Origin of the sequence: Entomobacter blattae (genome assembly GCF_014672835.1) — a bacterium.
Classification (GTDB): Bacteria; Pseudomonadota; Alphaproteobacteria; order Acetobacterales; family Acetobacteraceae; genus Entomobacter; species Entomobacter blattae.
The window spans coordinates 2225001-2246397 of sequence record NZ_CP060244.1 but is presented as its reverse complement, the minus strand read 5'-3'; the positions used below and the strand labels follow the sequence as shown (position 1 = coordinate 2246397).

General features: G+C 46.2%; 26 protein-coding genes and 1 tRNA gene (1 of these 27 running past the window's edge). 21 read left to right on the top strand and 6 right to left on the bottom strand.

Going from position 1 to position 21397, the window contains the following annotated elements:
• The first annotated feature begins 119 nt into the window (after positions 1-119).
• Positions 120-2405 carry a phage tail tip lysozyme gene (locus tag JGUZn3_RS10030; protein ID WP_203413374.1) on the top strand — a complete coding sequence of 762 codons (2286 nt, stop codon included), beginning with the start codon at positions 120-122 and terminating at the stop codon, positions 2403-2405.
• Here the strand turns inward: JGUZn3_RS10030 and JGUZn3_RS10025 are convergent.
• Both JGUZn3_RS10025 and JGUZn3_RS10020 read right to left on the bottom strand, forming a co-directional pair.
• Positions 2402-2740 carry a type II toxin-antitoxin system HicB family antitoxin gene (locus JGUZn3_RS10025; RefSeq protein WP_203413373.1) on the bottom strand — a complete coding sequence of 113 codons (339 nt, stop codon included), beginning with the start codon at positions 2738-2740 and terminating at the stop codon, positions 2402-2404. The two genes, JGUZn3_RS10030 and JGUZn3_RS10025, sit on opposite strands and share 4 nt — an antisense overlap.
• A complete protein-coding gene (locus JGUZn3_RS10020; protein WP_203413372.1) occupies positions 2737-2991 on the bottom strand; it encodes a type II toxin-antitoxin system HicA family toxin in 255 nt (84 codons plus the stop codon). The genes JGUZn3_RS10025 and JGUZn3_RS10020 overlap by 4 nt, the downstream gene beginning before the upstream one ends.
• A 75-nt stretch (positions 2992-3066) precedes the next feature.
• Here JGUZn3_RS10020 and JGUZn3_RS10015 point away from each other — a divergent pair, with 75 nt between their 5' ends.
• The 3 genes from JGUZn3_RS10015 to JGUZn3_RS10005 are packed head-to-tail and all read left to right on the top strand — an operon-like array spanning position 3067 to position 5021.
• Positions 3067-3708: a phage baseplate protein gene (locus JGUZn3_RS10015; RefSeq protein WP_203413371.1), complete on the top strand. Its 642-nt coding sequence runs from the start codon at positions 3067-3069 to the stop codon at positions 3706-3708.
• 1 nt (position 3709) lies between these two features.
• Positions 3710-4024 (top strand): phage baseplate plug family protein, encoded by a 315-nt coding sequence (locus JGUZn3_RS10010; RefSeq protein WP_203413370.1) that lies wholly within the window; start codon positions 3710-3712, stop codon positions 4022-4024.
• A complete protein-coding gene (locus JGUZn3_RS10005; protein WP_203413369.1) occupies positions 4017-5021 on the top strand; it encodes a hypothetical protein in 1005 nt (334 codons plus the stop codon). Before JGUZn3_RS10010 ends, JGUZn3_RS10005 begins: the two co-directional genes overlap by 8 nt.
• Here JGUZn3_RS10005 and JGUZn3_RS10000 read toward each other — a convergent pair.
• Together JGUZn3_RS10000 and JGUZn3_RS09995 are read right to left on the bottom strand one after the other, a co-directional pair.
• The gene (locus tag JGUZn3_RS10000; protein WP_203413368.1) at positions 5018-5434 is read right to left on the bottom strand and encodes a type II toxin-antitoxin system death-on-curing family toxin; all 417 of its coding nucleotides are present in this window, start codon (positions 5432-5434) and stop codon (positions 5018-5020) included. The two genes, JGUZn3_RS10005 and JGUZn3_RS10000, sit on opposite strands and share 4 nt — an antisense overlap.
• Positions 5431-5658 carry an AbrB/MazE/SpoVT family DNA-binding domain-containing protein gene (locus JGUZn3_RS09995; protein ID WP_203413367.1) on the bottom strand — a complete coding sequence of 76 codons (228 nt, stop codon included), beginning with the start codon at positions 5656-5658 and terminating at the stop codon, positions 5431-5433. The genes JGUZn3_RS10000 and JGUZn3_RS09995 overlap by 4 nt, the downstream gene beginning before the upstream one ends.
• 62 nt (positions 5659-5720) lie before the next feature.
• On the opposite strand from JGUZn3_RS09995, the gene JGUZn3_RS09990 reads away from it, so the two are divergent.
• The 13 genes from JGUZn3_RS09990 to JGUZn3_RS09930 all read left to right on the top strand — a co-directional run bounded on the left by JGUZn3_RS09990 (position 5721) and on the right by JGUZn3_RS09930 (position 18773).
• Entirely contained in the window at positions 5721-6389 is a 669-nt protein-coding gene (locus JGUZn3_RS09990) for a Gp138 family membrane-puncturing spike protein (RefSeq protein WP_203413366.1), read from the top strand.
• 303 nt (positions 6390-6692) lie between these two features.
• Positions 6693-7064: a hypothetical protein gene (locus tag JGUZn3_RS09985; protein WP_203413365.1), complete on the top strand. Its 372-nt coding sequence runs from the start codon at positions 6693-6695 to the stop codon at positions 7062-7064.
• The gene (locus tag JGUZn3_RS09980) at positions 7054-8283 is read left to right on the top strand and encodes a baseplate J/gp47 family protein (protein WP_203413364.1); all 1230 of its coding nucleotides are present in this window, start codon (positions 7054-7056) and stop codon (positions 8281-8283) included. Before JGUZn3_RS09985 ends, JGUZn3_RS09980 begins: the two co-directional genes overlap by 11 nt.
• Before the next feature lie 185 nt (positions 8284-8468).
• A complete protein-coding gene (locus JGUZn3_RS09975) occupies positions 8469-11963 on the top strand; it encodes a hypothetical protein (RefSeq protein WP_203413363.1) in 3495 nt (1164 codons plus the stop codon).
• Between the two features lie 8 nt (positions 11964-11971).
• Positions 11972-12496 carry a hypothetical protein gene (locus JGUZn3_RS09970; protein WP_203413362.1) on the top strand — a complete coding sequence of 175 codons (525 nt, stop codon included), beginning with the start codon at positions 11972-11974 and terminating at the stop codon, positions 12494-12496.
• Positions 12497-12559: 63 nt separating this feature from the next.
• Complete coding sequence (locus JGUZn3_RS09965; RefSeq protein WP_203413361.1) at positions 12560-13156, top strand: DUF2612 domain-containing protein; 597 nt, start codon at positions 12560-12562, stop codon at positions 13154-13156.
• A gap of 106 nt (positions 13157-13262) precedes the next feature.
• The gene (locus JGUZn3_RS09960; RefSeq protein ID WP_203413360.1) at positions 13263-14573 is read left to right on the top strand and encodes a hypothetical protein; all 1311 of its coding nucleotides are present in this window, start codon (positions 13263-13265) and stop codon (positions 14571-14573) included.
• A 59-nt stretch (positions 14574-14632) separates the two neighbouring features.
• On the top strand, positions 14633-15553 hold the full coding sequence (locus tag JGUZn3_RS09955) for a phage fiber-tail adaptor protein (RefSeq protein ID WP_203413359.1): 921 nt from the start codon (positions 14633-14635) through the stop codon (positions 15551-15553).
• 16 nt (positions 15554-15569) lie between these two features.
• Positions 15570-17318 (top strand): hypothetical protein, encoded by a 1749-nt coding sequence (locus tag JGUZn3_RS09950; RefSeq protein ID WP_203413358.1) that lies wholly within the window; start codon positions 15570-15572, stop codon positions 17316-17318.
• Between the two features lie 214 nt (positions 17319-17532).
• On the top strand, positions 17533-17754 hold the full coding sequence (locus tag JGUZn3_RS09945) for a hypothetical protein (RefSeq protein WP_203413357.1): 222 nt from the start codon (positions 17533-17535) through the stop codon (positions 17752-17754).
• 55 nt (positions 17755-17809) lie between these two features.
• Positions 17810-18052, top strand: a complete 243-nt coding sequence (locus tag JGUZn3_RS09940) for a Blp family class II bacteriocin (protein WP_203413356.1) — start codon at positions 17810-17812, stop codon at positions 18050-18052.
• A gap of 136 nt (positions 18053-18188) precedes the next feature.
• Positions 18189-18608, top strand: coding sequence for a hypothetical protein (locus JGUZn3_RS09935; RefSeq protein ID WP_203413355.1), 420 nt, complete (start codon positions 18189-18191; stop codon positions 18606-18608).
• On the top strand, positions 18609-18773 hold the full coding sequence (locus JGUZn3_RS09930) for a hypothetical protein (protein ID WP_203413354.1): 165 nt from the start codon (positions 18609-18611) through the stop codon (positions 18771-18773). It abuts the gene before it with no gap.
• 315 nt (positions 18774-19088) lie between these two features.
• On the opposite strand, the gene JGUZn3_RS09925 is transcribed toward JGUZn3_RS09930, so the two are convergent.
• The gene (locus tag JGUZn3_RS09925; RefSeq protein ID WP_203413353.1) at positions 19089-19439 is read right to left on the bottom strand and encodes a hypothetical protein; all 351 of its coding nucleotides are present in this window, start codon (positions 19437-19439) and stop codon (positions 19089-19091) included.
• A gap of 258 nt (positions 19440-19697) precedes the next feature.
• On the opposite strand from JGUZn3_RS09925, the gene JGUZn3_RS09920 reads away from it, so the two are divergent.
• The 3 genes from JGUZn3_RS09920 (at position 19698) to JGUZn3_RS09915 (ending at position 20502) form a co-directional block, all read left to right on the top strand.
• Positions 19698-20066 (top strand): hypothetical protein, encoded by a 369-nt coding sequence (locus tag JGUZn3_RS09920; protein ID WP_338030742.1) that lies wholly within the window; start codon positions 19698-19700, stop codon positions 20064-20066.
• On the top strand, positions 19996-20181 hold the full coding sequence (locus JGUZn3_RS12755) for a hypothetical protein (RefSeq protein ID WP_338030741.1): 186 nt from the start codon (positions 19996-19998) through the stop codon (positions 20179-20181). Before JGUZn3_RS09920 ends, JGUZn3_RS12755 begins: the two co-directional genes overlap by 71 nt.
• A gap of 63 nt (positions 20182-20244) precedes the next feature.
• Positions 20245-20502 (top strand): hypothetical protein, encoded by a 258-nt coding sequence (locus tag JGUZn3_RS09915; RefSeq protein WP_203413352.1) that lies wholly within the window; start codon positions 20245-20247, stop codon positions 20500-20502.
• Positions 20503-20568: 66 nt separating this feature from the next.
• Here JGUZn3_RS09915 and JGUZn3_RS09910 read toward each other — a convergent pair.
• Positions 20569-20643, bottom strand: a tRNA-Thr gene (locus JGUZn3_RS09910).
• A 357-nt stretch (positions 20644-21000) separates the two neighbouring features.
• Here JGUZn3_RS09910 and JGUZn3_RS09905 point away from each other — a divergent pair.
• Positions 21001-21397, top strand: partial view of an efflux transporter outer membrane subunit gene (locus JGUZn3_RS09905; RefSeq protein ID WP_238996805.1) — the 5' end (the start) only. It continues 1073 nt past the right edge of the window; 397 of the gene's 1470 nt are visible here — the first part of the coding sequence; it begins with the start codon at positions 21001-21003; its stop codon lies off the right edge, out of view.

Genomic DNA, 21397 nt, shown 5'->3' with positions numbered 1-21397 from the left:
ACTCCTTGAGTTTGTAATTACAATGTAGCTACAGCATACCAGAAATTCAAGAAGATTAATTAAACTATTTTAAAACAATACAGTCCCCACATGGGGGCCTTTTTATTGAGATCAATGAAATGCCCACTATTCTCGATTCATTCCTTTATGCGGTGGATATTCAGATTGATAAATCGAAGTCTGAGTATTTTCGCAAGTTTCTGATTGATGTAGCCCTCCTGACTGGAACAGCTAAGGAAAGCCTTCAAAATCTTGGTATATCCTTTGAAGAAGTGGCAAAAGAGGCGGACGACCTCAACGGCCATATCGAGAATTTGGGCGAGCAGGCCAAGGCGACAGAAGGGGAAGTCAATAAATTAGAAAAATCCACCCAAGGGTTTGGCCAAAGTGCCAAATCTCATGCTGTAGAGGGGGCGAGAAGTCTCCATGCAGGGTTGGTGAATCTGCGTTATGGTGCTCTTGCGTTGGTAGGGGCCATGACAGGGGTTGGTGCTGCTGTAGCTTTGACGGAAAGCCGCTACGAAAAATTGGCCTACACCGCACAGCGTGCCAACAGCTCGGTCACAGGCCTGCAGTCCCTGGCCTATGGGGTAAGCCAACAAGGGGGCACGCGTGAAGGAGCTCTGTCTTCAGCAGAAGGGCTGGCCAACTTTTTACGTAATCCTGGCGGGGCATCGTTTTTGCAATCCCTTGGGGTTCATGCGACTGATACATCAGGCAGGCTACGCGATACAACGGCCCTTTTGCGTGATTTGGGCACAACGTTTCGGGGTGAGCAATCTCGTGGTGTTAACTACGCCACCATTAAAGGGCAGGCTTCGGTTTTAGGGATTGATGAGAACACCCTTCAGGCTCTTATGCGTGGAGTTGGCCAGTTCTCAACGCAGTTGGAGGGGCTTTATAAAAAGGTCGGCTTTAATGCCGATGATGCTTCTAAGCGTGCCGTTGAATTCATGCGGACATTCCGTGAATTTGGCCAAACCCTTTCTACGCTAAAAGACAGCGTTGTTACGGAAATGGGCCCAGAGATTGCAGCCCAGATCAAAACCATCCGTGAGGCGATTGTTTCTCATTTTGGTCAGATCAAGGGCACGATCAAAAGCGTGGTCAAAGGATTGCTTACGGCGGGTCGGGTTATCCTGTTTGTGTTTACGGGGGGCATTGAGATTGTTGGGGATTTGCTGGAATGGTTTGGTAAACTCCCTGGCGGTATTCAGGCGGTTATTGGCGCTGCTGCGGGGATAGGCACAGCCTTTGCCATTCTTGGTGGGCCCATAACTCTCGTGCTCGGCCTGGCCGGGGCTCTCTCAACCCTTTACCTCGACTACAAAACCTGGCGGAAAGGTGGTAAATCCTTCATCGACTGGAGTAAGTGGAAAGGTGACATTGATAATGTTATGGCTGGCCTCAAGGAGTTCAAGGAGGGGTTTGTAGAGCTTTTTAAAACATTCGAACCTGTCGCCAAACGCTATTTAGAGCCTGTTATTGATTTTCTGAAAAATTACGTTATTGAGACCCTGCACAGGATAACGAAAAATATCTTTGGATTGGGAAAAACCTTCAACGAGATTGCCCACGGCCAGTATACGGATGCCTGGAATACATTTAAAGGGCTTGCCTTTGATAGCTGGCAGGATACTAAAACCATGGCAGGGCAAGGCTGGGAGCTGATTAAACATCAAGCGTCAACACTAGCAACAGATGTGGGAGACCTAGGCGTTAAGGCTATTGCTGGTGATCACGGAGCAACACTTAAATCTATTGGCAGTACGCTTAGGAATGTGCTTGGGACGGACAATAATCACATTGCCGGCATTTTAGGGAATAGCCTTCGTGAGAGCGGTCTTAATCCAGCAGCGAACAACAATATTGCTGGCGGTCATTACGGGCTTTTTCAATGGAGTAAAGAACGGGCTGATGCTATATTTAAAGGGACAGGTATTGATATCATGCACCCAACAGGGAATTATCAGCAGGATGTTAATAATCAGATCCAGGCGTTTCTGTGGGAAGTTTCCAAAGGAGGAGAAAGGGGAGAATTTTCTGCATTTCTGAAACAGCGCTTTTCCTCTCCATCGGAAGCGGCGGTTGGTTTTAATAATAGTTTTGAACGGCCTGAAGCAGCAGAACGGGATCTATTGAATTCAGGCAATATCAAGCGCAGGAAATTTTCTGAAGCTGTTCTTCCACTTCTCAACCCCCAAAGCCTTGTGCAGCGGAACTATGCCAATTACGGCCGGCAGGATCAGCCAGTGACCCACAATTACACCAGTAATATTACCATTAATGCGCCAAATGGCGATGCCCAAGCTATTGCCAAGGCAACGGGGGAGGTTGTTGACGGCAAGCTGAATGCTTTCAGGCAGGCCCAACAAATCCGCCACTCCAAAAGAAAGCTGGGTTAGGCTTTATGGGTTGCCTCTGTTACGGCCTGAACAATAAATTCATTCAGGCTTATTCCCTGGGCAGAGGCTAAGGTAGACGCTGCTGCGTGTATCCTTTCTGGGAAGCGAACTTGTAGTTTCCCGGAATAGCTTTTGGTAGGGGGAATGCCCTTTTCCTTACAGAGAGCAAGGAATTCTTTTAGCGATAATTCGCCTTCCTTGCGTAGCCCCTCAACGGTGTCTGCATAAAAATCAGCCCCACCATTCAGTTCCATAAACTCACCACGGAACATGTTGATATCGGGGTCAAAGGCTATAACAGCACGGTAACCATTAATGTCCATCATGTTTTTCATGGGGTCACTCCATTATCTTCCAGCCATTTCCTGACTGAGGCAACCGCCCCCTTATCTGTTTTAGGAGAAGGGTGAGGGCGATGAAAAACCCTTACTTCGTTAAAAAGAAAAACACCAATGCGCGATCCTGCACGTTCTGAAATTTCTCCACCCAAAGCCATGAACAAAGATTCAATGTCAGCCCATGCAATATTGCCTGAAGCAGGGCGCTTGAAAACACGCTCAAGGGTGCGGTGGTGTTTTGCTTTCATCTCTATTTAGTATCATATTGTAGTATTAACAACAAGAAAATTAACTAAAATATAGTATCATTTTCAGGAAAAAAAATGACTGATCTATTTGGAGATGTTGCAACGATCCTGTTCAATAACGGGCGGAGCATAGGAGGTGTAATTCCTGATGTGCCATTATCGGAAAAACACAGCGATACGATTAGTATTACATCGCATCCAGTTGAGCGTGGGGCGGCTATCACAGATCACGCCTTTGTAAATCCAGCCCAATTGAATATGGAGATTGGCTTTTCAGATTGTTCCTTGCGGGCCTTAACAGAGGCGGTGGAGAATTTCGACCCCACTTCATGGACAAATGAGAATGATGATTTTTTTGCCTCCATTCTTAACGGCACATGGGGGGAAACCTACAGCATCACTATGTATAAACAGCTGATAGCCCTGCAGCGCTCTCGTGAACCATTGCGGATTGTGACCCGCAAACGGGTTTATGAGAATATGCTACTTCAGAGTGTAACAACTGGCACAGATCCAGCCCACGAATATTCTGCTGTTATTCTGATTGTGGCTCAGGAAATATTGCTGGTTTCCACGCAAACCTCAATTCTGCCCGCCATGAATCGCCAGGCCAGCCCTGTAACGGCACCTATTCAGGATTTTGGGGTAAAATCCGTGCAGCCGCTTTCTAATCGTAGCCCGTTATTGCCAGGGGCTGTTAGTCTGCCAGGAGGTTAGTGTGAGTATCACCTATTATGAAATTCCCTTGGCTGCTACCCCACAGCTGTTTACGCTGTCGCTGAACGGTATTGCCTACCGATTTCAGTTTATCTGGCGAGATGGCTGTTTTGCCAACTGGTTTTTTGATGTTTCCACAGCCAATAATTCACCTGTTTTACACGGGGTTCCCCTGATTGAGGGGGCTGATTTACTAGCTCAATACGGGTATTTGAATTTTGGGGTGCAGCTTTACTGTGTTTTTTCTGAACAGAAGGTGGAGTTTGCGGGGCTTGGCTCTGTTCAGCGGCTCTATGTGGGGGTTGAGAATGGTTGATGATTATGTTCAATATCGGCGCAGCCTGAAATTGGTTGCGGGCGATGCTACAGGCAATGGGCTGGACCTCTCTAATTTACGGATTGTCTTTACCGTGACCCACGCCATTGTAGGACAAATGCCCAAATCGTTGGAGGCGCGCATTTATAACCCAGCTCCCCAAACAGTATCACGCCTGCAGAGAGAATTCAGTCAGGTTTCACTGGAGGCGGGCTATAGTGGGCATGTTGCAGAGCTGTTCAGAGGCAGTATTGTCCAGAGCCGCTATGTGCGTGATAACCCGACAGATACTTATTTGGCCATTCTCGCAACCGAGGCTGACAAAACCTATAGCGAGGCTACGATCAATACGGTTATCGGCGCAGGGTGGAGCCATGAGGACGCGGCCAATAGCTACTTGCAGGCTGTTGATGATGCGCAGTTAAAGAATGTTATTCTCCCCAAAACCGATACAACAGGCTGCAGGCCAAAAATTTGTTACGGCATGGTGCGTGAACATACCCGCATTTTGGGGCACAGCACCAATACCAATTGGGCGGTGAATGGCAACAACCTGGCATTTTATCCTCTGGGCGGAGCTTCTGCCCCATTGCAAGGCGAGAATGATGAAGTGGTGGCGCTGACCCCTGCGACAGGGCTTATTGGCATGCCTCAGCAAATTACAGGAGGCGTTTCAGCACAATGCCTGCTGAATCCAAGACTTCAGGCCGGCAAAAGGGTCATGATCAATCTGTCTGATATTATTGCTGCACGGGCTGATGTGTCCTACACAGCAGGCGCTAACCCTAACCTGGTGAGTGGAGATAGTCCTAATGCCATTAACAACCCGAACGTTTCTGGGAGCCAGTTTGCGGGGTTAAGCCAAAGCGGGAATTATCGTATCCAATTTGTCGATCACTCTGGCGATACCAGGGGCAATGATTGGTCGAGTTCTATCACCTGTACAGCGTTGGATGCCACCTCTGTGTTGCCAACCTCACTATTAAGGGCAGGTTAGGGATGAAGTTCTGCTTTTTTAGAATATTCCTTTAAAAACAGAAAATAGGTCTTTTCTCCTTCTGTGCTCCGTTGCGAGGATGCAGCAAGGGAAAGGACAGCCCGGGTTGCTATTTCTTCTGGCGCAAAAAAATCAAAACCATTGAGCTCAAGAAAGAGAATGCCTGTTATAAAACCTGTTCTCTTATTACCATCAATGAAGGGATGGTTGCCAATTATGCCAGCTGTATATAGGTTGGCCATGTGTAGAATGGCGTCTTTTGCCGTGTGGTTATAATGCCACCAGTTTTTAGGTCGTGTCAGGGCAGATTGCAAAAGACCAGTATCTCTTATTCCTTCTGCTCCTCCATTAAGGGCAAGCAGCTTCTCATGAAGGGGTAGAATGTCACTTTCCTCAAGCCAGAGAGGCGTCATTCTGAAAGAACCTTCAGGGCATTGCGATAGCGACTTATAATGTTATCGGCCTTGTTCATCTTTTCCTTAAAGGTGGGGTTGTATGGGCCAATGCGATAACTGCCATCGGGTGTTTCGGTCAGGTAGAGCTTTTCGCCTTCCTGCAGTTTCATATGCTCCAATACTTCTTTTGGCAGAACTAGGCCGACAGAATTGCCAAATTTTCTAAGTTTCAGTTCAATCACTTCATTCTCCGTTACTACAAAAGTAATAACATATATAACACGATAATATAAGAGAAAGTTTTATGCCAGACCCACGCGAGTTATTTCACAATCCAGAGGAAGCCATACATAGTTGGCTCGATGGGTTGAAATCTGGCCTATGGACGGCCGTTCCCGCCATAGTAACCCATTATGATGCCCAGAAAAACACGGTTGCTGTTTCCCCAGGTGTTTCGGGTTATACGGTTGACGAGCTAGGGAACAGGACACATCAGGCGTTGCCAGACCTGCCGGAATGCCCTGTTGTGTTTCCCAGGGACGGTGGATTTGTCATCACATTTCCCATCCAGAAGGGTGACGAATGTTTGGTTGTGTTTTCCACCCGCTCTATTGACGAGTTTTGGCAAACCGGTAAAGCCCAAGCCCATCATGACCACAGGACGCATGATTTATCTGATGGAATGGCCATTTTTGGCCTTGCGAGCTTGGCGCACCCTGTTAAAGGGGTTTCAGGCTCCGGAATGCAGTTAAAAGCTGAGGACGGGTCAGCAATTATCACCCTTGAAAAGGGCAAGGTCAGCATTAAAGCGGCTCATGTAAAGATAGAGGGGGAAACCCACATCAGGGGGGATATCACTGTTGAAGGAAAGGTTACCGCTTCAGGCGATGTAAAAGCCGGTTCCATCAGCCTGCAAAACCACGTTCATGGTGGGGTCGAGACAGGAAGCGGGACAACGGCCCAACCTGAATAACTATACAATATTACAAACCCGAGAATAGCGAACCCCCGCCGTGTTGGAAGCACTGGCGGGGGTTCTGATTCAGACCTTGAATGAAGCAAGGAAGAACTTATGAAGAAGTATACAACCTTACTTGTGATCGTACAAGGAGTTTTTCAAGCTATGAATAGTTTATCAGCCTGGAAGTTTTTTGCGATTTGGTTGGCTGTTATGGCGTGGGTTCTCAACCTTGGTTCCGTAATTCAGCACTTTATTACAAAATAGGAGCTTCAAAATGGCAGACCTTCTTTTAGACCGTGATACATGGGGTTGAATATGAGAATTCGCAAGGAAGGTGCAGAAGGTGATATGTGTTTTGGCAATAGCGAGGGGGATTTCTGGCGCGATCAGCGCGAGGGAGTTGGTCAGCTGGTTAAAAACCGTCTGAACCTATGGCTGGGGGAGTGGTTTCTTGATACGCAGGAGGGCACACCGTGGCAGCTCAATGTTTTGGGTAAAGGCAGGCAAACCCTGTATGAACCAGCCTTACGTGCCCGCGTGCTGCCAACTCCAGGCGTTAGGGCCATTACGGCCTTTCAGGCCGACACCTCACAAATACGAGACATTAGCGTAAACCTCACCATCAACACGGCTTATGGCGTAACGCCTCTAGCTGTAGTTTTGTCAGGGCAGAATAATGGCGGATAACACAACATTAGGTGTAGGGTTTGTCCTGCCCGACACAACCGATATTGCCCTGAATGTGGATATAACAGGTATTCACGCCCCAACGTTTGAAATGGTTCTGGCCTGGTATCAGAGCCGCTACAGGGAAATTTACGGCACTGATATTGTGCTGGATAACGCAACCAAAGATGGGCAGTGGATTGCCGTTCAAGCCAGGGCATATTACGATGTGGTCTCTGCTGCTGTTGGGGTTTACAATGCGTTTTCTCCATCAACGGCCCAAGGGGTAGGGCTTTCCTCTGTGGTCAAAATCAATGGCATTGCCAGAGCAGTTGCTACGCGCTCAACATGCGACGTTACCATTACGGGCGATGCTGGCGTCGTAATTACGAACGGCGCAATCCGCCATAATGTGACCAATATGGTGTGGAGTTTGCCCGCTCAGGTTACTATTCCCCTGGAAGGATTCATTGTCGTTACGGCGACCTGCAGTGAGGAGGGTGCCATTACAGCGACCCCAGGCAGCCTTACTGTCATTAACACTCCTACACGGGGTTGGGCTGGGGTGATCAATGCTACGGCAGCCACTCTGGGCAAGCCGATAGAGACAGATGGCCAGTTGCGGCAACGCCAGGCGCAAAGCACGATGATTGCCTCTAAAAGCATTCTTCAGGGTATGGTTGGTGCACTTGAGAGCATAACAGGAGTGGCGGAGGTTTCAGTCTACGAGAATGACACTGCAACCCGGGCTCTGAATGGCGTACCCTCTCACAGTGTGGCTTTGGTTATTGATGGAGGTGATGCTCAGGCTATTGCAGAAACGATTGCGAATACCAAAGGCATGGGGGTTGGCACTTATGGCGATGTTACGGAACCTGTAACGGATAGTGCAGGCCAAACCCGCATCGTTCATTTTTCACGGCCAGAACGCGTTGCTATTTACGTGGCAATTGCTATTACAATTAACCAGAAATGGAACAGCACCATTGGGCTATCAATCCAGAATGCTGTAGCTGAGGCAATCAGCGCATACCCTGCTGGCACCACGCTTTATGCCTCACGCCTCTATCCGGTAGCAAGTTTATCTGCCGATAAAGGGGGGGAAGCTTATGTGATTAACTCTATTCTGTTAGGCACATCAGAAAACGCCATAACCCAACAACAAATCGCCCTAACCTATAAACAAAAACCTGCTATTGATATCTCTCAGGTCAGTATCACAACAGAGATCGGGTTTTGAGCTGTATCAGGATGATTTGTTGGCTGATAATATTTATTTCAAATAGCTAATAATAACGATTTTTTGAATTAATATCTCAGATAATGATATGGACTGAAATTTAATAGAAAGCTAATGAGATGCATTATTAATTTATGGCCTGTGAAGGCTGGCCCGATGTATTTTTTATAAGAAGGTTATTTCTCATGAGTGGTTCTGTAGAGTCTCTTTCTGGCTTGATTGATAGATTTTCCCGTAACGATAGTGATATTGTCAATAACAGGCAGTTTTATGGTGGCCTTGTCTCTGCGGTAGAAGATTTTGTAACTCACGGAACCTCTCTGGGTGAAAGTGCTGTTTTGCAGCATGCCTCGCAAGCTCAGCACGTAAGTGTGCAAAAAGTTGTGGAAGGGGCTTTCCTCCACCTGGCAACGGATATTATGGGTTCAACCACCCTTACTTCTGATTTTCAGGCATTAAAGCCTTTACAGGATGCTTTTACAGCTCTTTCCAGTGAGCATTTAAGCCACGCTGAGCAGGTAGAGCAGACATTGAGAGTTTTTGCCAATGAACCAGGTTCAATCAAACTGGAATTTGTAGCTGCAAATTATATTAACTCTGTTACCGGGAGTGGTTCTGGAGATCTGATTATTTCTACAACAACTACATCAGTTTATGATTCAGGCATTAATGTAAATTACAGTGGTGGTTCAATTACGAGTAACTGGATTGGTGGTTTTGGACCGCCGCCTATTGGCTCCAATGGTTATCCCGCTCAAGGTCTTTTGGGGCATGGAGAGAGTTATTACCGTTCTCAGCAGTTCCAGAATGACTTTGCCACAAAAGCTGACAATTTTGGGCGACAGTTTTTTGGTCATGCCATGACAAAAGACGAGAAGTCGTTTTTTAATGACAAGGTCCATCATTATGTCCGTAAGGAGCATGATCCCAATGATGTTGTGATGAAGAACCTCTTACAGGACATGGTGTCTCCCATATGGAAAAATGGCAAGGTGAATACGACAATTGTTTCTGATCCTGCAGGGGATATGATTAAAAATGTTTTTCGTGATGTTTTTGGCCGTGATCCCACAGGTGCAGAGATGGGCCTGCCTTTTGATTATGATAAGAACCAGTCTGTAACGGGTTTAAGGGAAGCCCTGATGAATGCCGGGTCTTTATCTGAGTTCAGGAAGGTTCTTGCTCATAGCCAACCTGTTAAAGATATCATAGAGCAGATGAAGCGGGATTTTTCTGGTGTTAATCCCTCAGATCAAGCCCAACAGCAAGATATCAAGAATCTTCAGGATCTTTTAGGCAATAACAGTGATGGTTACAAAACTATTAACGATATTCGCCATCAGGTTGTTTATTCAGCCTATACGTCAGACACATTGAACAGAACAGAAGATCGTGTACAAGGAACTGGTTCTTCAGGAAGAAACTCTGGCTGGAATCAGTCAGTGAAAGATTTCATGTGGAATAACCCATCCATTACCATGCGTGCACTGCAGAATTCCATTATTGATAACGACCAGACAAGCCGTGCCATCAATAACCAATTCCTTGCTGTTACAGGTACAGCAGCCAGTGATGGCCAGAATGGGTCATGGATTGATAATATGAAAAATAACATGAAGGGTGATGACAGCTACGGCCTGACAAACAGTCTGCGTGATTTGGCAAATGTTGCCTATAACAATGGTGTTTATGACAAGATCATAGAAGATGTGCATGGTCATGCGGCTAATGCGGGAGATAGGGTTACAGAACGTGGCTGGGCGGATCGTATTGGAAGTGGGCAGAGTACCTATGCTGGGGAGCAGGCTGATCTAGCCAACTGGAGCTATAACAATGGTGTTTATGATGATATTGTGAAGGTGGTGCAGGGTCGGGCGGCCACTGATGGGGACAAGGTGAGTGAACGGAACTGGGCAAACGCTATTGGTGCGGGGAATAGTACTTACGCTACAGAGCGTGCCAACCTTGCAAACTGGAGTTACGATCACGGTGTTTATGATGAGATTGTGAAGGTGGTACAGGGGCGGGTGGCCAATGCAGGGGATAAAGTTACAGAACGGGATTGGGCAAACCAAATTGGGGCTGGCTCTTCCAGTTATGATCATGAGTTTAACAAGCTGATTGATTATAGTTATAATCAGGGTGTTTATGCCGATATCATTAAGCTGAAAGGCGGTTCTTACGATGGGTCAGCCAATAGCTACGATTCAGAATTTAATAGAAAACTGGCCGATGATATCAAAGCTCGGGAGAAAACCTATGCTAGCGGTGTTTCGGATTATCTTGGTTCTTCAGAGTTGCGCGGACGTGTGGAGAATTTTGTCAAGGCTTATCAGGGTACAACCGGTGCATTGTCTTCTAACCAATCATCTTTGGTCAATGAGAGTATCGATAAGTTAAGGCCTGATAATGCGGCCTTTAGAGAGGCTTATGTTAACATTGCGGCTAGTGCTCAAACCAGACAGGCCATGCATGGTCTTTTTTCGAAGGTTCTTGGGTATTCTTCTGGTGGAGATGACAATAAGGACTGGATCAATGCCAGGGTTGATGAGTTTAAAGGAGGCAATATTTCTGCCTATAACTATTCTACGGCCCGAGAAAATTTGGTTGTGATTGGTGTAAATAATGGCGTTTATGATACCCAGTGGTATAACAAAACAGGTGTTGCCCTTGATCATACCTCAGGGAGTTATAATCAGCAGTTTGCATCTGATATGATAATTAATCTGCAAAATGGCAATTATGACTATAACTACTATAGCAATATTGAAGCCCATAGCGCTGAAGCACGAAACTCTATTGAAGGATATTTGACAAAGTATCAGGATATTTCGAAGGTGCAGCTTCAGTCACAGATGTGGCAGGACTTTATTAAACAGAACCAGGATTTTATTGGCCAATACGACCAGGCTACGATGAAGGATTTTGAAGAGCAGATCAATGTTTCTGCAGATACACGTAAAGTACGTGGCAACGCTTATATGGATGTCTGGGGTACTAACCCCAGCCCAGAACTTCAGCAAAGATGGATCAATGAACATAAATCCGTAACAGATCTCAGAAAAGAAGAGGTTGCCTATAAAATTACCTATAGTGGATCTAATGCAGCTATTCCATTGCTTGATAAGGATGGAAACCCTCTATATGGCGCAAGTGTAAATAAAAAGGGGGAGCATAAACTGCTGCAGTATCCTAATGGGTATCCCCCTCAGATGTTTATAGAGGCTGGGCAGAAAATTGCCCAAAATAATAAAATTTTAGAACAGGTCAAGTCTACAGCAAGTCTGTCTGGAATCTCAACGATAGATATTTTTAAAATAGGAAATACATTTCTTAATCTTGCCAATTTTGTTACGGGCGGCCCATGGGATTTTCAGAGGATTGATAGCCGAGACAGCCAAACCTTCCCTGCTCTGGCACCATTAGTACGTTTGTGGGGTGGGTTGGAACCATCAAATCCTGAGTTTCTTGATATTTCAACGGTATATATAGGTTTATATTCTGCAGCTATGGGGCTATCAGAAAGTGAGATATTAAGCATGCAGGATGTTTATGCTGCTAAACTTTCTAATTTTGGAGAAGGTAAAGCCTTAGATAGCACATATACCCACCTTCCAAAAACTAATGTAGAAAATACCCTAATGGGTTTTAAACTCTATCATGATCTCACTGGAAAGTAGTAGCGTATATGTCTGAAAAGAAGTCATCCTGTATGAGAAAACTGGTATTTATTTTATCCTGTTTATTTTGTTTCTGGCTAGGGAAACTCTCTCCATGGTTAGATCATATTGACTACTTATCTTCTGTGGACTTGACTTCTGCTCTATATGAGAATTTTTCACCTGATAAAAAATATAAAGTATCTTATTACGGATTATTCGGAGAAGGAGATAGTTTTTATTATTTTATATTATCTCCTGCTCGTGAAAAAGTATCACCAGGAACGGTTGGGGCACTTATTGACAATACAATTATGATGAGTGACTATAATATCATTCCAGCAAATAATGGTCCTTTAACAAATAAGAGAATTGGCCATCTTCTTGATGAAAATCAGACTGTACAATGGGTAGACAATAACACAGTACATGTAAAGCTTCCCTGCGGACAGTGGGGGGATTTAAGAAATACTTATAGGAGTCAAGGCCATAAAATAATGATAAAATATGTTATACCGAAGGAATGTTTTAACGAAAGTTTTATAGTTGAGTGATTATTTGGATTTTTTGTTAAATATCAGCCCCTTTTATAGGGGCTTTTTTGTTGTGGTGTTAAGATGAAGCATCTTGAGGATTACACGTCTCTTGTTACCTCCCAGCATTTATCTGCAAACCGGTTTATGGGCACTGTTACACTCTCTGTAGCGCCATTTGTAGATCTGTTTAATACGCTCTGCTCGCTGCCTCAACTGTTTGATATTGATAATGCAGAGGGTAATCAGCTTGACGTTGTTGGCCAATGGGTTGGGGTAAGCCGTCATATTGTTGTGCAGGTTTCGAAGTATTTTTCACATGATATTACGGGTTTGGGTTGGGATGAAGCCCCGTGGTGGAAGCCAGGCGATCCCCTGGTGTTGACTACGGGATTGAATGATGCCTATTACCGCGGGCTACTCAAGGCAAAAATCATTGCCAACTCATGGCGGGGTGACCTGCCAACAGTGGTAATGATTATCCAGACGTTGCTTGCTCCCGTAGCAGCGGAGCAGGGTGGGGCTTACACGGTCAAAATGGATGAGGGGGATATGGCAGTTGATATTCATATTGCAGGCCCTCCTATTCCAACAGCGCTCCAGTATGTGCTGATCGGTGAATACCTGCCGTTAAAACCGGCTGGTGTTACCGTAAACTGGCATTTCCCTAAAAATAACTAACTTAAATAGGATTATTTTATGGCCAAGAATGGGTTTTTACCGTTTGCCTCTGGAGCAGGAGCGAACGTGGTGAGTGATGAAACATGGGCACAGCTCTTAGGGCGAGGTGGCGCACTTGAGAAGGGGGTTTATCGAGGGAATTGCCTATTCTCATCAGGAGAACAAGGCGCTTCGCCAGGCAACACTTTCATCCTCCGCATTGGGAAAAATCGTAACCGATCACCTTAACGAGGATATCACCGATAGCATGTCGGTGGATACGGTTGCCGATAAAATCTACAGGGCATTTTTCTCGTCAATGCCTGCAAATATTCTCACATCATCCAGCTATTCAGGGCTCGGTGTTACAGATGCCGGCCAGCCCTATCTGGTGAGTAGGGAGGATGGCAGTAAAATTCCATTCCCCGTAACGACCTCTAATACAGACTACCCCGATATCGGAATTGTTCATATTTCTATTATCCAAAAAGAGGGCGAATTTGGGAACCAGGAGAAATTTGTTCGAGTTATTACGCCCGATGGAGGTCTGGTTGATCTGGTAGAGGATGGTTGGGTGTATAAACACTACCTGACCTCTGTTAGCCTGCAGAGAATTGATATAGCCAGCACAACAGGAGGAGAGGCCATTTACTCAGGCCGTAGGGACGACCTTGATGAAAACAATGCCGTAGAACACCCCTTTTATTTTCCAACTTCCTATGGGTTGGGGAGTGGTGATACCCCCTATATCCAAACGGGGTGGAGTGCAGGCGGGAATGCGCCCTTTCTGAAACGCCTCAACGGAACAATAGATTTTCTTGCGACACAGGATTATGCAAATACACATATCCAGTCAGCGGTTTCAGATTTGCATACCCAGGTTCAGTCTGAGATATCGGATTTACGCAATACGGTGCAAAATCATTACGTAGACGGGCAGGGGGGTGGAGGGAATGTTGGTATCAAAAACATTCAGATGGTCAATGCTCCAGAAGCGGATAACTCCGGTGCTTATCTACAGGTATTATCAGCCAATAATCACCTGTTTGCTATTCCCACCAACGGAAATGTGGCGCATCAAATTAGTGAATATGTAACTAAAAATTCTCAGCCCCCAGGGAATTATGTGACGGCAGAAACGTATAAGAAGGATTTTGATAGCGGGGACAATAGGGTTAATATAGGGGCCTATAATCAGCAGATTGTATTTGAGGCACTCTCATTTCCCTATACTAATAACAATACCTATACGTTTGCCAGGCCGTTTTCTAGTCCACCGGTAGTAACACTAACAGCGTTTGACGACGTGCGTGGCTGCCACCCACAGTTGATTGAGGTTACGGCCGATCACGTTAAATTTGGCCTCTACGATAACAACCACAACTATTATCCAGATACACACATCATGGTACACATAATCGCCGTCGGTAAACATTAAATACAATGATAATTAACATTTCCAAGCTCCCTCATGGGGGCTTTTTTTGTGAGGAAAATATGAGCCGAATTGTTCCCTATCAAAATAGCAAACAGGAGATTGTCACAATAGACGAAACCTGTTTACCACCCGACAGCCACTGCCTTAAGCCAAAACCACCTACGGACGTATCCCCTTGGGACTGGTTTGTGGTGCCGCCTGGGAAATTGTGCCACCAGGTGATGCTGCTGAATTGTAAGGGGCCGGGGGAGAGCAGGCGGTATTGGATCGACTTTCATAACCAGCTTGCCAGAGACGATGAGCTTACAGCCATCAGTGCAGAAGCTGGTGATCCTAAATTGGTGCTCTCGGAGTTTGTGGCTGATCCTGAAAACAGGGGCGCATTTTACGTTACTATTTCCGGCGGCACGCTGAATATGCGCTCTGGTATCCGTTTCCGGCTCATTTTGGATACCGGTGAGGTGCGTGAGGTCGTGCTGCAAAGCCTGGTGATGGATCAGGGGCTGATCAGTGGGCCCAATTGTCCGCCTGTATCATTGGGGCGTGGGATACGGGGAACGCAGATCTGGATAGCAGACAAAGACCCCGATGCTTCCTACGTTCCCCCTAACGGGTTTGCGCCCCTGGTCTACGACCTGGTGATTAACGAGACCACGAACGGGTTGTGGCAGTATCAACCCGTTACTCCAGGCAGCCGTAGTAACGCATGGAAATTTATTATCGTATTGGGCGGCCCACGTGGTGAGCCTGGTAAATCGGCCTATCAGAGCTGGCTTGATACTGGCCATACGGGGAGCGAGGACGAGTTTGTAGCCTCTCTCAAGGGGGAGAAGGGCGATTCGTTGAATAGTGCTCTATTCAAGCAGATGTTTGAGGATTTTATGGCAGAGCTACCCCTTACTGACCCGGGAGATGGTGTTTCCCTGTGGAACAACGGGAATATTCCAACAATAAGCGTGGCTAAGGAAGAAAATTTTTGAGGTTAGGAAGAGTGGCGTGAAACAGAATTACATTATAGCAGCCTTGGCTGCTTTTTTTATGTCTACGGCCTATGGAAAGTCGCCGGCCCCATTTGTTCCCCCTGGCGGTTTTGTCTCTGGAGAGATGACTGTTCAGAACGGGGCGGGGGAAAGCATTATTAAAATGACCAATGGTGCACCTGATGAGCTGGCAGGCCTCGACCTTTCATTTATTGGCGGGTTTAAAGACAGTGCAGGCAACAAACTCTCGCGAGGGCTTTATGTCTCATCTCAGCCCTATGGGGCGTTTGGCGCAGGGTGCGGCTTATGCCTGATTATGACCGCAGACGGTATCACCGAGGCCGGGGGCAGGCCTGCCATATCAGGGGTGGATTACCGCAACGGGGCGGCCTCTGTGGTGAACTCTATTAACTTTGACCAGGTCGGGTTTTACGAGTTTGCCGATAATACCACGGCCAGAATGGTTCTGGATGTGAGCGCCTATACAGCAGACGGTGTCACCCTCAAAACCCCTATGACAACCGCCCAAATGGCCCAACTCCACCCCAATATGTATATTCAAACCAACTCCATTGACTCGTCCCTCCCTGAAACAGGCACAGCTCAGGGGCTGTTGCCAACCCTGCGCAGTTATTTCGGGTTTATCAAATCGTGGGATGCTACCCATATTTACGTTACAGGATGGGCCGTTCCCGGTATTGGCTCAACGGCTGCAGGGCAGGTGCCCTCAACCAGCTATGACAGCTGGTATTCTGATTATAAAAGGCCAGTGGTTTTTGTTGGTGCGCCCAACAAGACCTTTGGGCGTAACCTGTTCCTCGCCTATGATGGGGCCAAGGCGGGATCACTGGCGATCTCGACCATTCACCAGCTTGAGGGAGAAGAGCTGGACATGTTTATCAAGCATGAAGTGCGTCCCCATAGTGTGTCCCTGCACGGTCTGACTATTACGCCCCTGTTTGAAAACCATAATCCGGAGGTGCTCACCACAGACAGCTACGACTTGCAGCTGGCGGGCGATATTGCGGATCACCTCGTTATCAACGAGGCGGCCAAAAATAATGTCATTCGTGCCAATTCCTTTTACGTCCACGGGAACGAGGGGGTTGGCCTGGCCCAGAACGGGGCCATACAAAAACGTATTGGCCTCGAATATTCAGCATGGAGCGATAGCGGGCATAATTTTCGTCTGGCCAGTTATCTCTCCAAGGATGGAACCACCACTGCCTGGCAGGATACGAGCCTGCATTTGGGTCTATTGATTGATGGGGTTCAGGGCCAGTTTACCGGATCAAGCCCTGAGGGAGACATTGTCTGGAATGGGCAGGGTAATACAGGCGGGTTAGCCCTCTGTGGTGGGTCTGGCCAATGCGGTGTGATCCAGCACTATGATGGCAGTGTTACCCTCGGCTCTGCCATTGTTAACGGCTCGTTCTCGTTTATGCCTGACTCAGGTGATAGCCAGGGCCACCCCTATATCCAGGCAGAAAGTGCGAACACGGTTAAATTCGCTACGTCATCCGGTGCTGGGGTGCTCGTCAAAACGGCCCAGCTGGATACAACGGGTGATATTAACGTTGGCAACAATCTGGTTTTGTCACCAACGCCCTATAACAATCTGGGCTCGGCAAATCGTCCAGGCACACAACGTTACTGCTCAGATTGCTATTCCACCCTAAACGCAGATCACACGCCAGGTATCCCCGTCTGGGCCAATGGAACACTCTGGACAGATGCGCTCGGCAATGAGGCCGGGCACCCGTAACGCATACAACCGCACTTTAATCAGCAGCTGAATTGAGGGTGGAGAGAAAGCTTACAGGTTTGAGATTAAAAACGGGAGAATATTAATAAAGTGTTACTATAACACATAAAAAATGAAATTATATATTTCAATCTTTTCTATATTAAAATATAATCCAATAAGATATACCTAAATACAGAAAAGATGATATAACATCGTTTCAAGGAGAATTATTATGAGAGAGCTTTTACAAACCGAAGTTATTCTTGTTTCTGGGGGAAAACGTAGTGTTGGCGGTTATCTAAAAGATTTAGGTATTGGTGTGGCTGGGTCCGCAGCTACCTTTGGGCTTGCTGGGGCAGTTGGTGGACCAGCTGCGGCTGCTGGTGGTGCATTTGTTGGTGCGCATTTTGGCGCAATTGGCGCCAGCATCAAATGGATTATAAAGGGCGACTGAGGTTTGCCTTACTTTGTTTTTATTTATAATTCGTAACTCTAGGGAGTATTAAATAATGTCATTATCATCCATGAGAGAATTATCTACTGAAGAGCTTTTTTTTGTTTCAGGGAGGAAAAATTTTTCTTGGCAAACCATCGTAGGTGGTGCAGTTGGGGGCGCCATTACAGGGGCCGGTAAGGGAGCTTACTCTGGCTTGGTTGGTGGTCCAGGTACCATTGCCGGCGGCGCTATTGGTGGTGCACTTATTGGCGGCGTTTTAGGTGCTGCAGGCGCTGCTTGGAAATATTATCATTAGTTTTGAGTATAAATTTTTTACGTTTAGTAAGGCACCTATTCAGGTGCCTTATTTATTGAAGATTTTTCCGTGAAGACACCACAAAAAACAGCCCCTACACAGGGGCTTTTTTATTAGGGGAAAGAAAATATTCACCTTGATTGATAGTTGCAGGGCATGGCTAATTGGCTACCGTCATAACCTGTTTAGTAAAGACCACTGGTTTGCAGAATTATGGGGTGGTTCTGTTTTGATGATCTTTCCTATCCTGGCCCATTACGGCCCCTCGAAACCAGAGGCTGAATGGCCGCCCGATTTGGGCTTTACCCATGTCCTGCCTGACCATATGTGGCAAACCTTAATGCTCATTGTTGGCTTGTTGCAGATTATTTCCCTGGGCACAAAAAGCCTGTTATTTCGGGGAACATGTGCGTTTATTGCCGGCTGGCTCGCCTGCTGGGCAACGCTGAACATCTATATCTATGGGGCTGGTGTACATCCTGGTATTGCATTAGGGACGGGTTGGGTTGGGATTAATATGTTTGCGGTTTCTCGTTGTGTTGCGGGGTTACGATGAATGGAACTGGAATTGTCTTGGTTGGAAGCCCATCATCCCATCATCGTCATGCTGATTGCCCTCGGCCCCGTGGTTATGGCCACCCTTCACGGTGCTATCCGATTGTATTTCGACTACAAGCGCCAGAAGCTGGATTACGAGCGGGAGAGGGAGAAGAAGGAGTAGTGTTGTTATAATACTTACATTAGAGAAACATAAATAGGAATGGAATAATCAATATTAGATATAGCCGTGATACAAAAACAGCATAACAAAGTAATAGGCTTGTTAATAACAGAGGAATAAAAATGGGGATGTTTGACTTTTCTTGTAAAGAAAATGCATTAAAAAAAATAATAAATATGGAGAGAAATCCTAATAGCATATCGTATTTGTAGTCCCTACATATTGTAATAGCTTTTCTCATTTTTTTTCTTTTAATTGTTGTATGCTGAGAACTTCATATGCGAAATTAAAATTCTCAGCATTAAAAGTTAAGACTTAGTGAAATATCTCTTTAAAGAGATCTTGAGAAAACGGTATACCATGGCTAACAGAGAAAACATATCTTTCAGCAGGTGAAAAACTGTTATAGCCAACTGGAAGCCCATAAGAGCCTGTGGCAGCGTTGGCCGCTCCTATATTGTATCCATAATAACCAGCGGCTCCTCCAATAGCAGCGCCTGCCGCTGCTCCGACAACAGCTCCGGGCAATCCATCTATTCTTGCGCCAATAGTTGCTCCTGTTGTCATCCCTGCAATAGCTCCTTGTGCTGTAGCCGTTCCTCTAGGTTGGTTTTCTGCGCCGCAAACGAGGAGTGTTTCATCGTGAGAGAGAAGGATGCATACCATCTAATAGTCTCCATCCTTTAGGTTATTGATAACAATTATTATTAGCAATATTAATAAAGATAAATCCAATAGGATAAGGTTTATTTTTATTACGATTTAATAACTTATTATCTAATAACGCAGATTTTTATTAAATTAGTGTAATAGCTACAGGCCGTATTACGTAATAGATCGAAATCAGCCTGCTACTGTAAAAGTGTATCTTTATCAGGCAAAACAACCAGCCCCCACACGGGGGCTTTTTTATTGGAAACACCTATGAAAATAGCAAACGACTATGGCCTTGATGTGGGCCAGCTTAAACACGCCATCATTACACCGGCTCTAGCGACGCTTGGTTTAGCCAGTGAGGCAGCCATAAACCTAGTCACCGGCACAGCTTTGGCCGAAAGCCATGCCCGTTATGTGAAACAGATTAACGACCCAGCTCTGGGTTTGTGGCAGATGGAGCCAGCAACCCATAAGGATATCTGGCAGAATTACCTGCACTACAAGCCTGATCTGGTCGCCAAACTTACCTTCATTATGAATGGGCAGGAGAGGGGAGAGCCAACTTATGCACAACCTGGCCTATGGGGCTGCCCTGTGTCGTATCCTCTATTTACGCGCCAAGGCCCAACTTCCTGATGCCAGAGATGCCGCAGCCCTCAGCATCTATCACAAGCAGGTCTACAACACAGCACTCGGTAAGGCCAATCCACAAATCAACATTCCCCACTTCGCAGCGGCCATTGTGGCTTAACTAACATATTCTCTGATTTTTGTTAGTTCACGATATCAAACTCACACCTATGAAAGTTAAACTATGAAACCCTCTAAAACTGCCACGACCTATCTGGTTGCTATTATGGCCGCTCTGGTGAGTGGGAACATGGACTTAATCCCCACCGATATCTCGCTCTACGCTGCTTTGGTTGTGATTGTGTGTAACTTCATTGCCAGCCATACCAAACCACCCAAGGAAGGCTCCTGGCTCGTGTGGCCATACCGAGTCGTAAACTGGTTCGCCGGTGACTTTGGCTGGGCAGAGAATAGGGTGGGGAGTGAGGTAACAAAAAACTAGGCCAGCTGGCATAGTTTTCGAAGAAATTATTGTGAACGTGAAACCAAAAAACTCTAGATTTTATGCTGGTGCTGCTGGACAGGATTGAACTGTCGACCTCTCCCTTACCAAGGGAGTGCTCTACCACTGAGCTACAGCAGCGTTGATCTCAATACGATTATTTCTGCTGGTGGTACATTTTCTTGGTGAAAAGTGCAAGAGGAAAAATAACATTTTAATAAAATACGATTATCTTCGAAATGGACAGGGTGGGCGCTTTGCAGAAAGTTGGAGTATTGGTTCAAAAGGCAGTATTGGTAATTATTGGTGATTACTTTACAACCAAGGCAATTTCCTGAGAATGAGTAGGGGAAGAAAAAAATATTGTTTTTTATTTTGCCGGGTTTTACGGTTTTTACTCCATAGATTATGCGTATGGGCTATCAAGTTGGAAGCGTTGGGATGAAAGAAAAACGGAGATCTCTACCAAGAGAGGTGAGATCAGCACTAGGTATTTGTGTGATTTTTGTTGCGGGGTGCGCTGTGGGGCCAGACTATAAAAGCCCTGTTGTGTGGTCTCCCAAGGAATGGTCAAGTCAACAAGTTCAGTCCACTACGCTATTTTCTGGAAGTCTTGCTGAGAAAAGCAATCTTACTGCTGCGCATTTGGATGTGGAATGGTGGAAGGCTTTTAATGATCCACTATTAAATAGTTTGGTGGAACGGGTTGCATCTCAGAACCTTGATGTGCAAGCAGCGTCTGCTCGTATAGAAGAAAGCAGGGCCTCCTTAGGCATCACGGGTGCAGCTCAGTATCCAACTCTTTCAGGCAATGGGCTTTACTCTCGCACCCAATCGTCTAGTATGTTTGCAGAAAGGGCTTCCCGCTCAATATCGGGAGAAGATGTGATGGGCG

Excerpts from the sequence above, each read along its gene's own strand:
- JGUZn3_RS10030 (WP_203413374.1), top strand. The coding sequence starts at position 120 with ATGCCCACTATTCTCGATTCATTCCTTTATGCGGTGGATATTCAGATT.
- JGUZn3_RS10025 (WP_203413373.1), bottom strand. The coding sequence starts at position 2,740 with ATGAAAAACATGATGGACATTAATGGTTACCGTGCTGTTATAGCCTTT.
- JGUZn3_RS10020 (WP_203413372.1), bottom strand. The coding sequence starts at position 2,991 with ATGAAAGCAAAACACCACCGCACCCTTGAGCGTGTTTTCAAGCGCCCT.
- JGUZn3_RS10015 (WP_203413371.1), top strand. The coding sequence starts at position 3,067 with ATGACTGATCTATTTGGAGATGTTGCAACGATCCTGTTCAATAACGGG.
- JGUZn3_RS10005 (WP_203413369.1), top strand. The coding sequence starts at position 4,017 with ATGGTTGATGATTATGTTCAATATCGGCGCAGCCTGAAATTGGTTGCG.
- JGUZn3_RS10000 (WP_203413368.1), bottom strand. The coding sequence starts at position 5,434 with ATGACGCCTCTCTGGCTTGAGGAAAGTGACATTCTACCCCTTCATGAG.
- JGUZn3_RS09990 (WP_203413366.1), top strand. The coding sequence starts at position 5,721 with ATGCCAGACCCACGCGAGTTATTTCACAATCCAGAGGAAGCCATACAT.
- JGUZn3_RS09985 (WP_203413365.1), top strand. The coding sequence starts at position 6,693 with ATGAGAATTCGCAAGGAAGGTGCAGAAGGTGATATGTGTTTTGGCAAT.
- JGUZn3_RS09980 (WP_203413364.1), top strand. The coding sequence starts at position 7,054 with ATGGCGGATAACACAACATTAGGTGTAGGGTTTGTCCTGCCCGACACA.
- JGUZn3_RS09975 (WP_203413363.1), top strand. The coding sequence starts at position 8,469 with ATGAGTGGTTCTGTAGAGTCTCTTTCTGGCTTGATTGATAGATTTTCC.
- JGUZn3_RS09970 (WP_203413362.1), top strand. The coding sequence starts at position 11,972 with ATGTCTGAAAAGAAGTCATCCTGTATGAGAAAACTGGTATTTATTTTA.
- JGUZn3_RS09965 (WP_203413361.1), top strand. The coding sequence starts at position 12,560 with ATGAAGCATCTTGAGGATTACACGTCTCTTGTTACCTCCCAGCATTTA.
- JGUZn3_RS09955 (WP_203413359.1), top strand. The coding sequence starts at position 14,633 with ATGAGCCGAATTGTTCCCTATCAAAATAGCAAACAGGAGATTGTCACA.
- JGUZn3_RS09945 (WP_203413357.1), top strand. The coding sequence starts at position 17,533 with ATGAGAGAGCTTTTACAAACCGAAGTTATTCTTGTTTCTGGGGGAAAA.
- JGUZn3_RS09940 (WP_203413356.1), top strand. The coding sequence starts at position 17,810 with ATGTCATTATCATCCATGAGAGAATTATCTACTGAAGAGCTTTTTTTT.
- JGUZn3_RS09930 (WP_203413354.1), top strand. The coding sequence starts at position 18,609 with ATGGAACTGGAATTGTCTTGGTTGGAAGCCCATCATCCCATCATCGTC.
- JGUZn3_RS09925 (WP_203413353.1), bottom strand. The coding sequence starts at position 19,439 with ATGGTATGCATCCTTCTCTCTCACGATGAAACACTCCTCGTTTGCGGC.
- JGUZn3_RS09920 (WP_338030742.1), top strand. The coding sequence starts at position 19,698 with ATGAAAATAGCAAACGACTATGGCCTTGATGTGGGCCAGCTTAAACAC.
- JGUZn3_RS12755 (WP_338030741.1), top strand. The coding sequence starts at position 19,996 with ATGCACAACCTGGCCTATGGGGCTGCCCTGTGTCGTATCCTCTATTTA.
- JGUZn3_RS09915 (WP_203413352.1), top strand. The coding sequence starts at position 20,245 with ATGAAACCCTCTAAAACTGCCACGACCTATCTGGTTGCTATTATGGCC.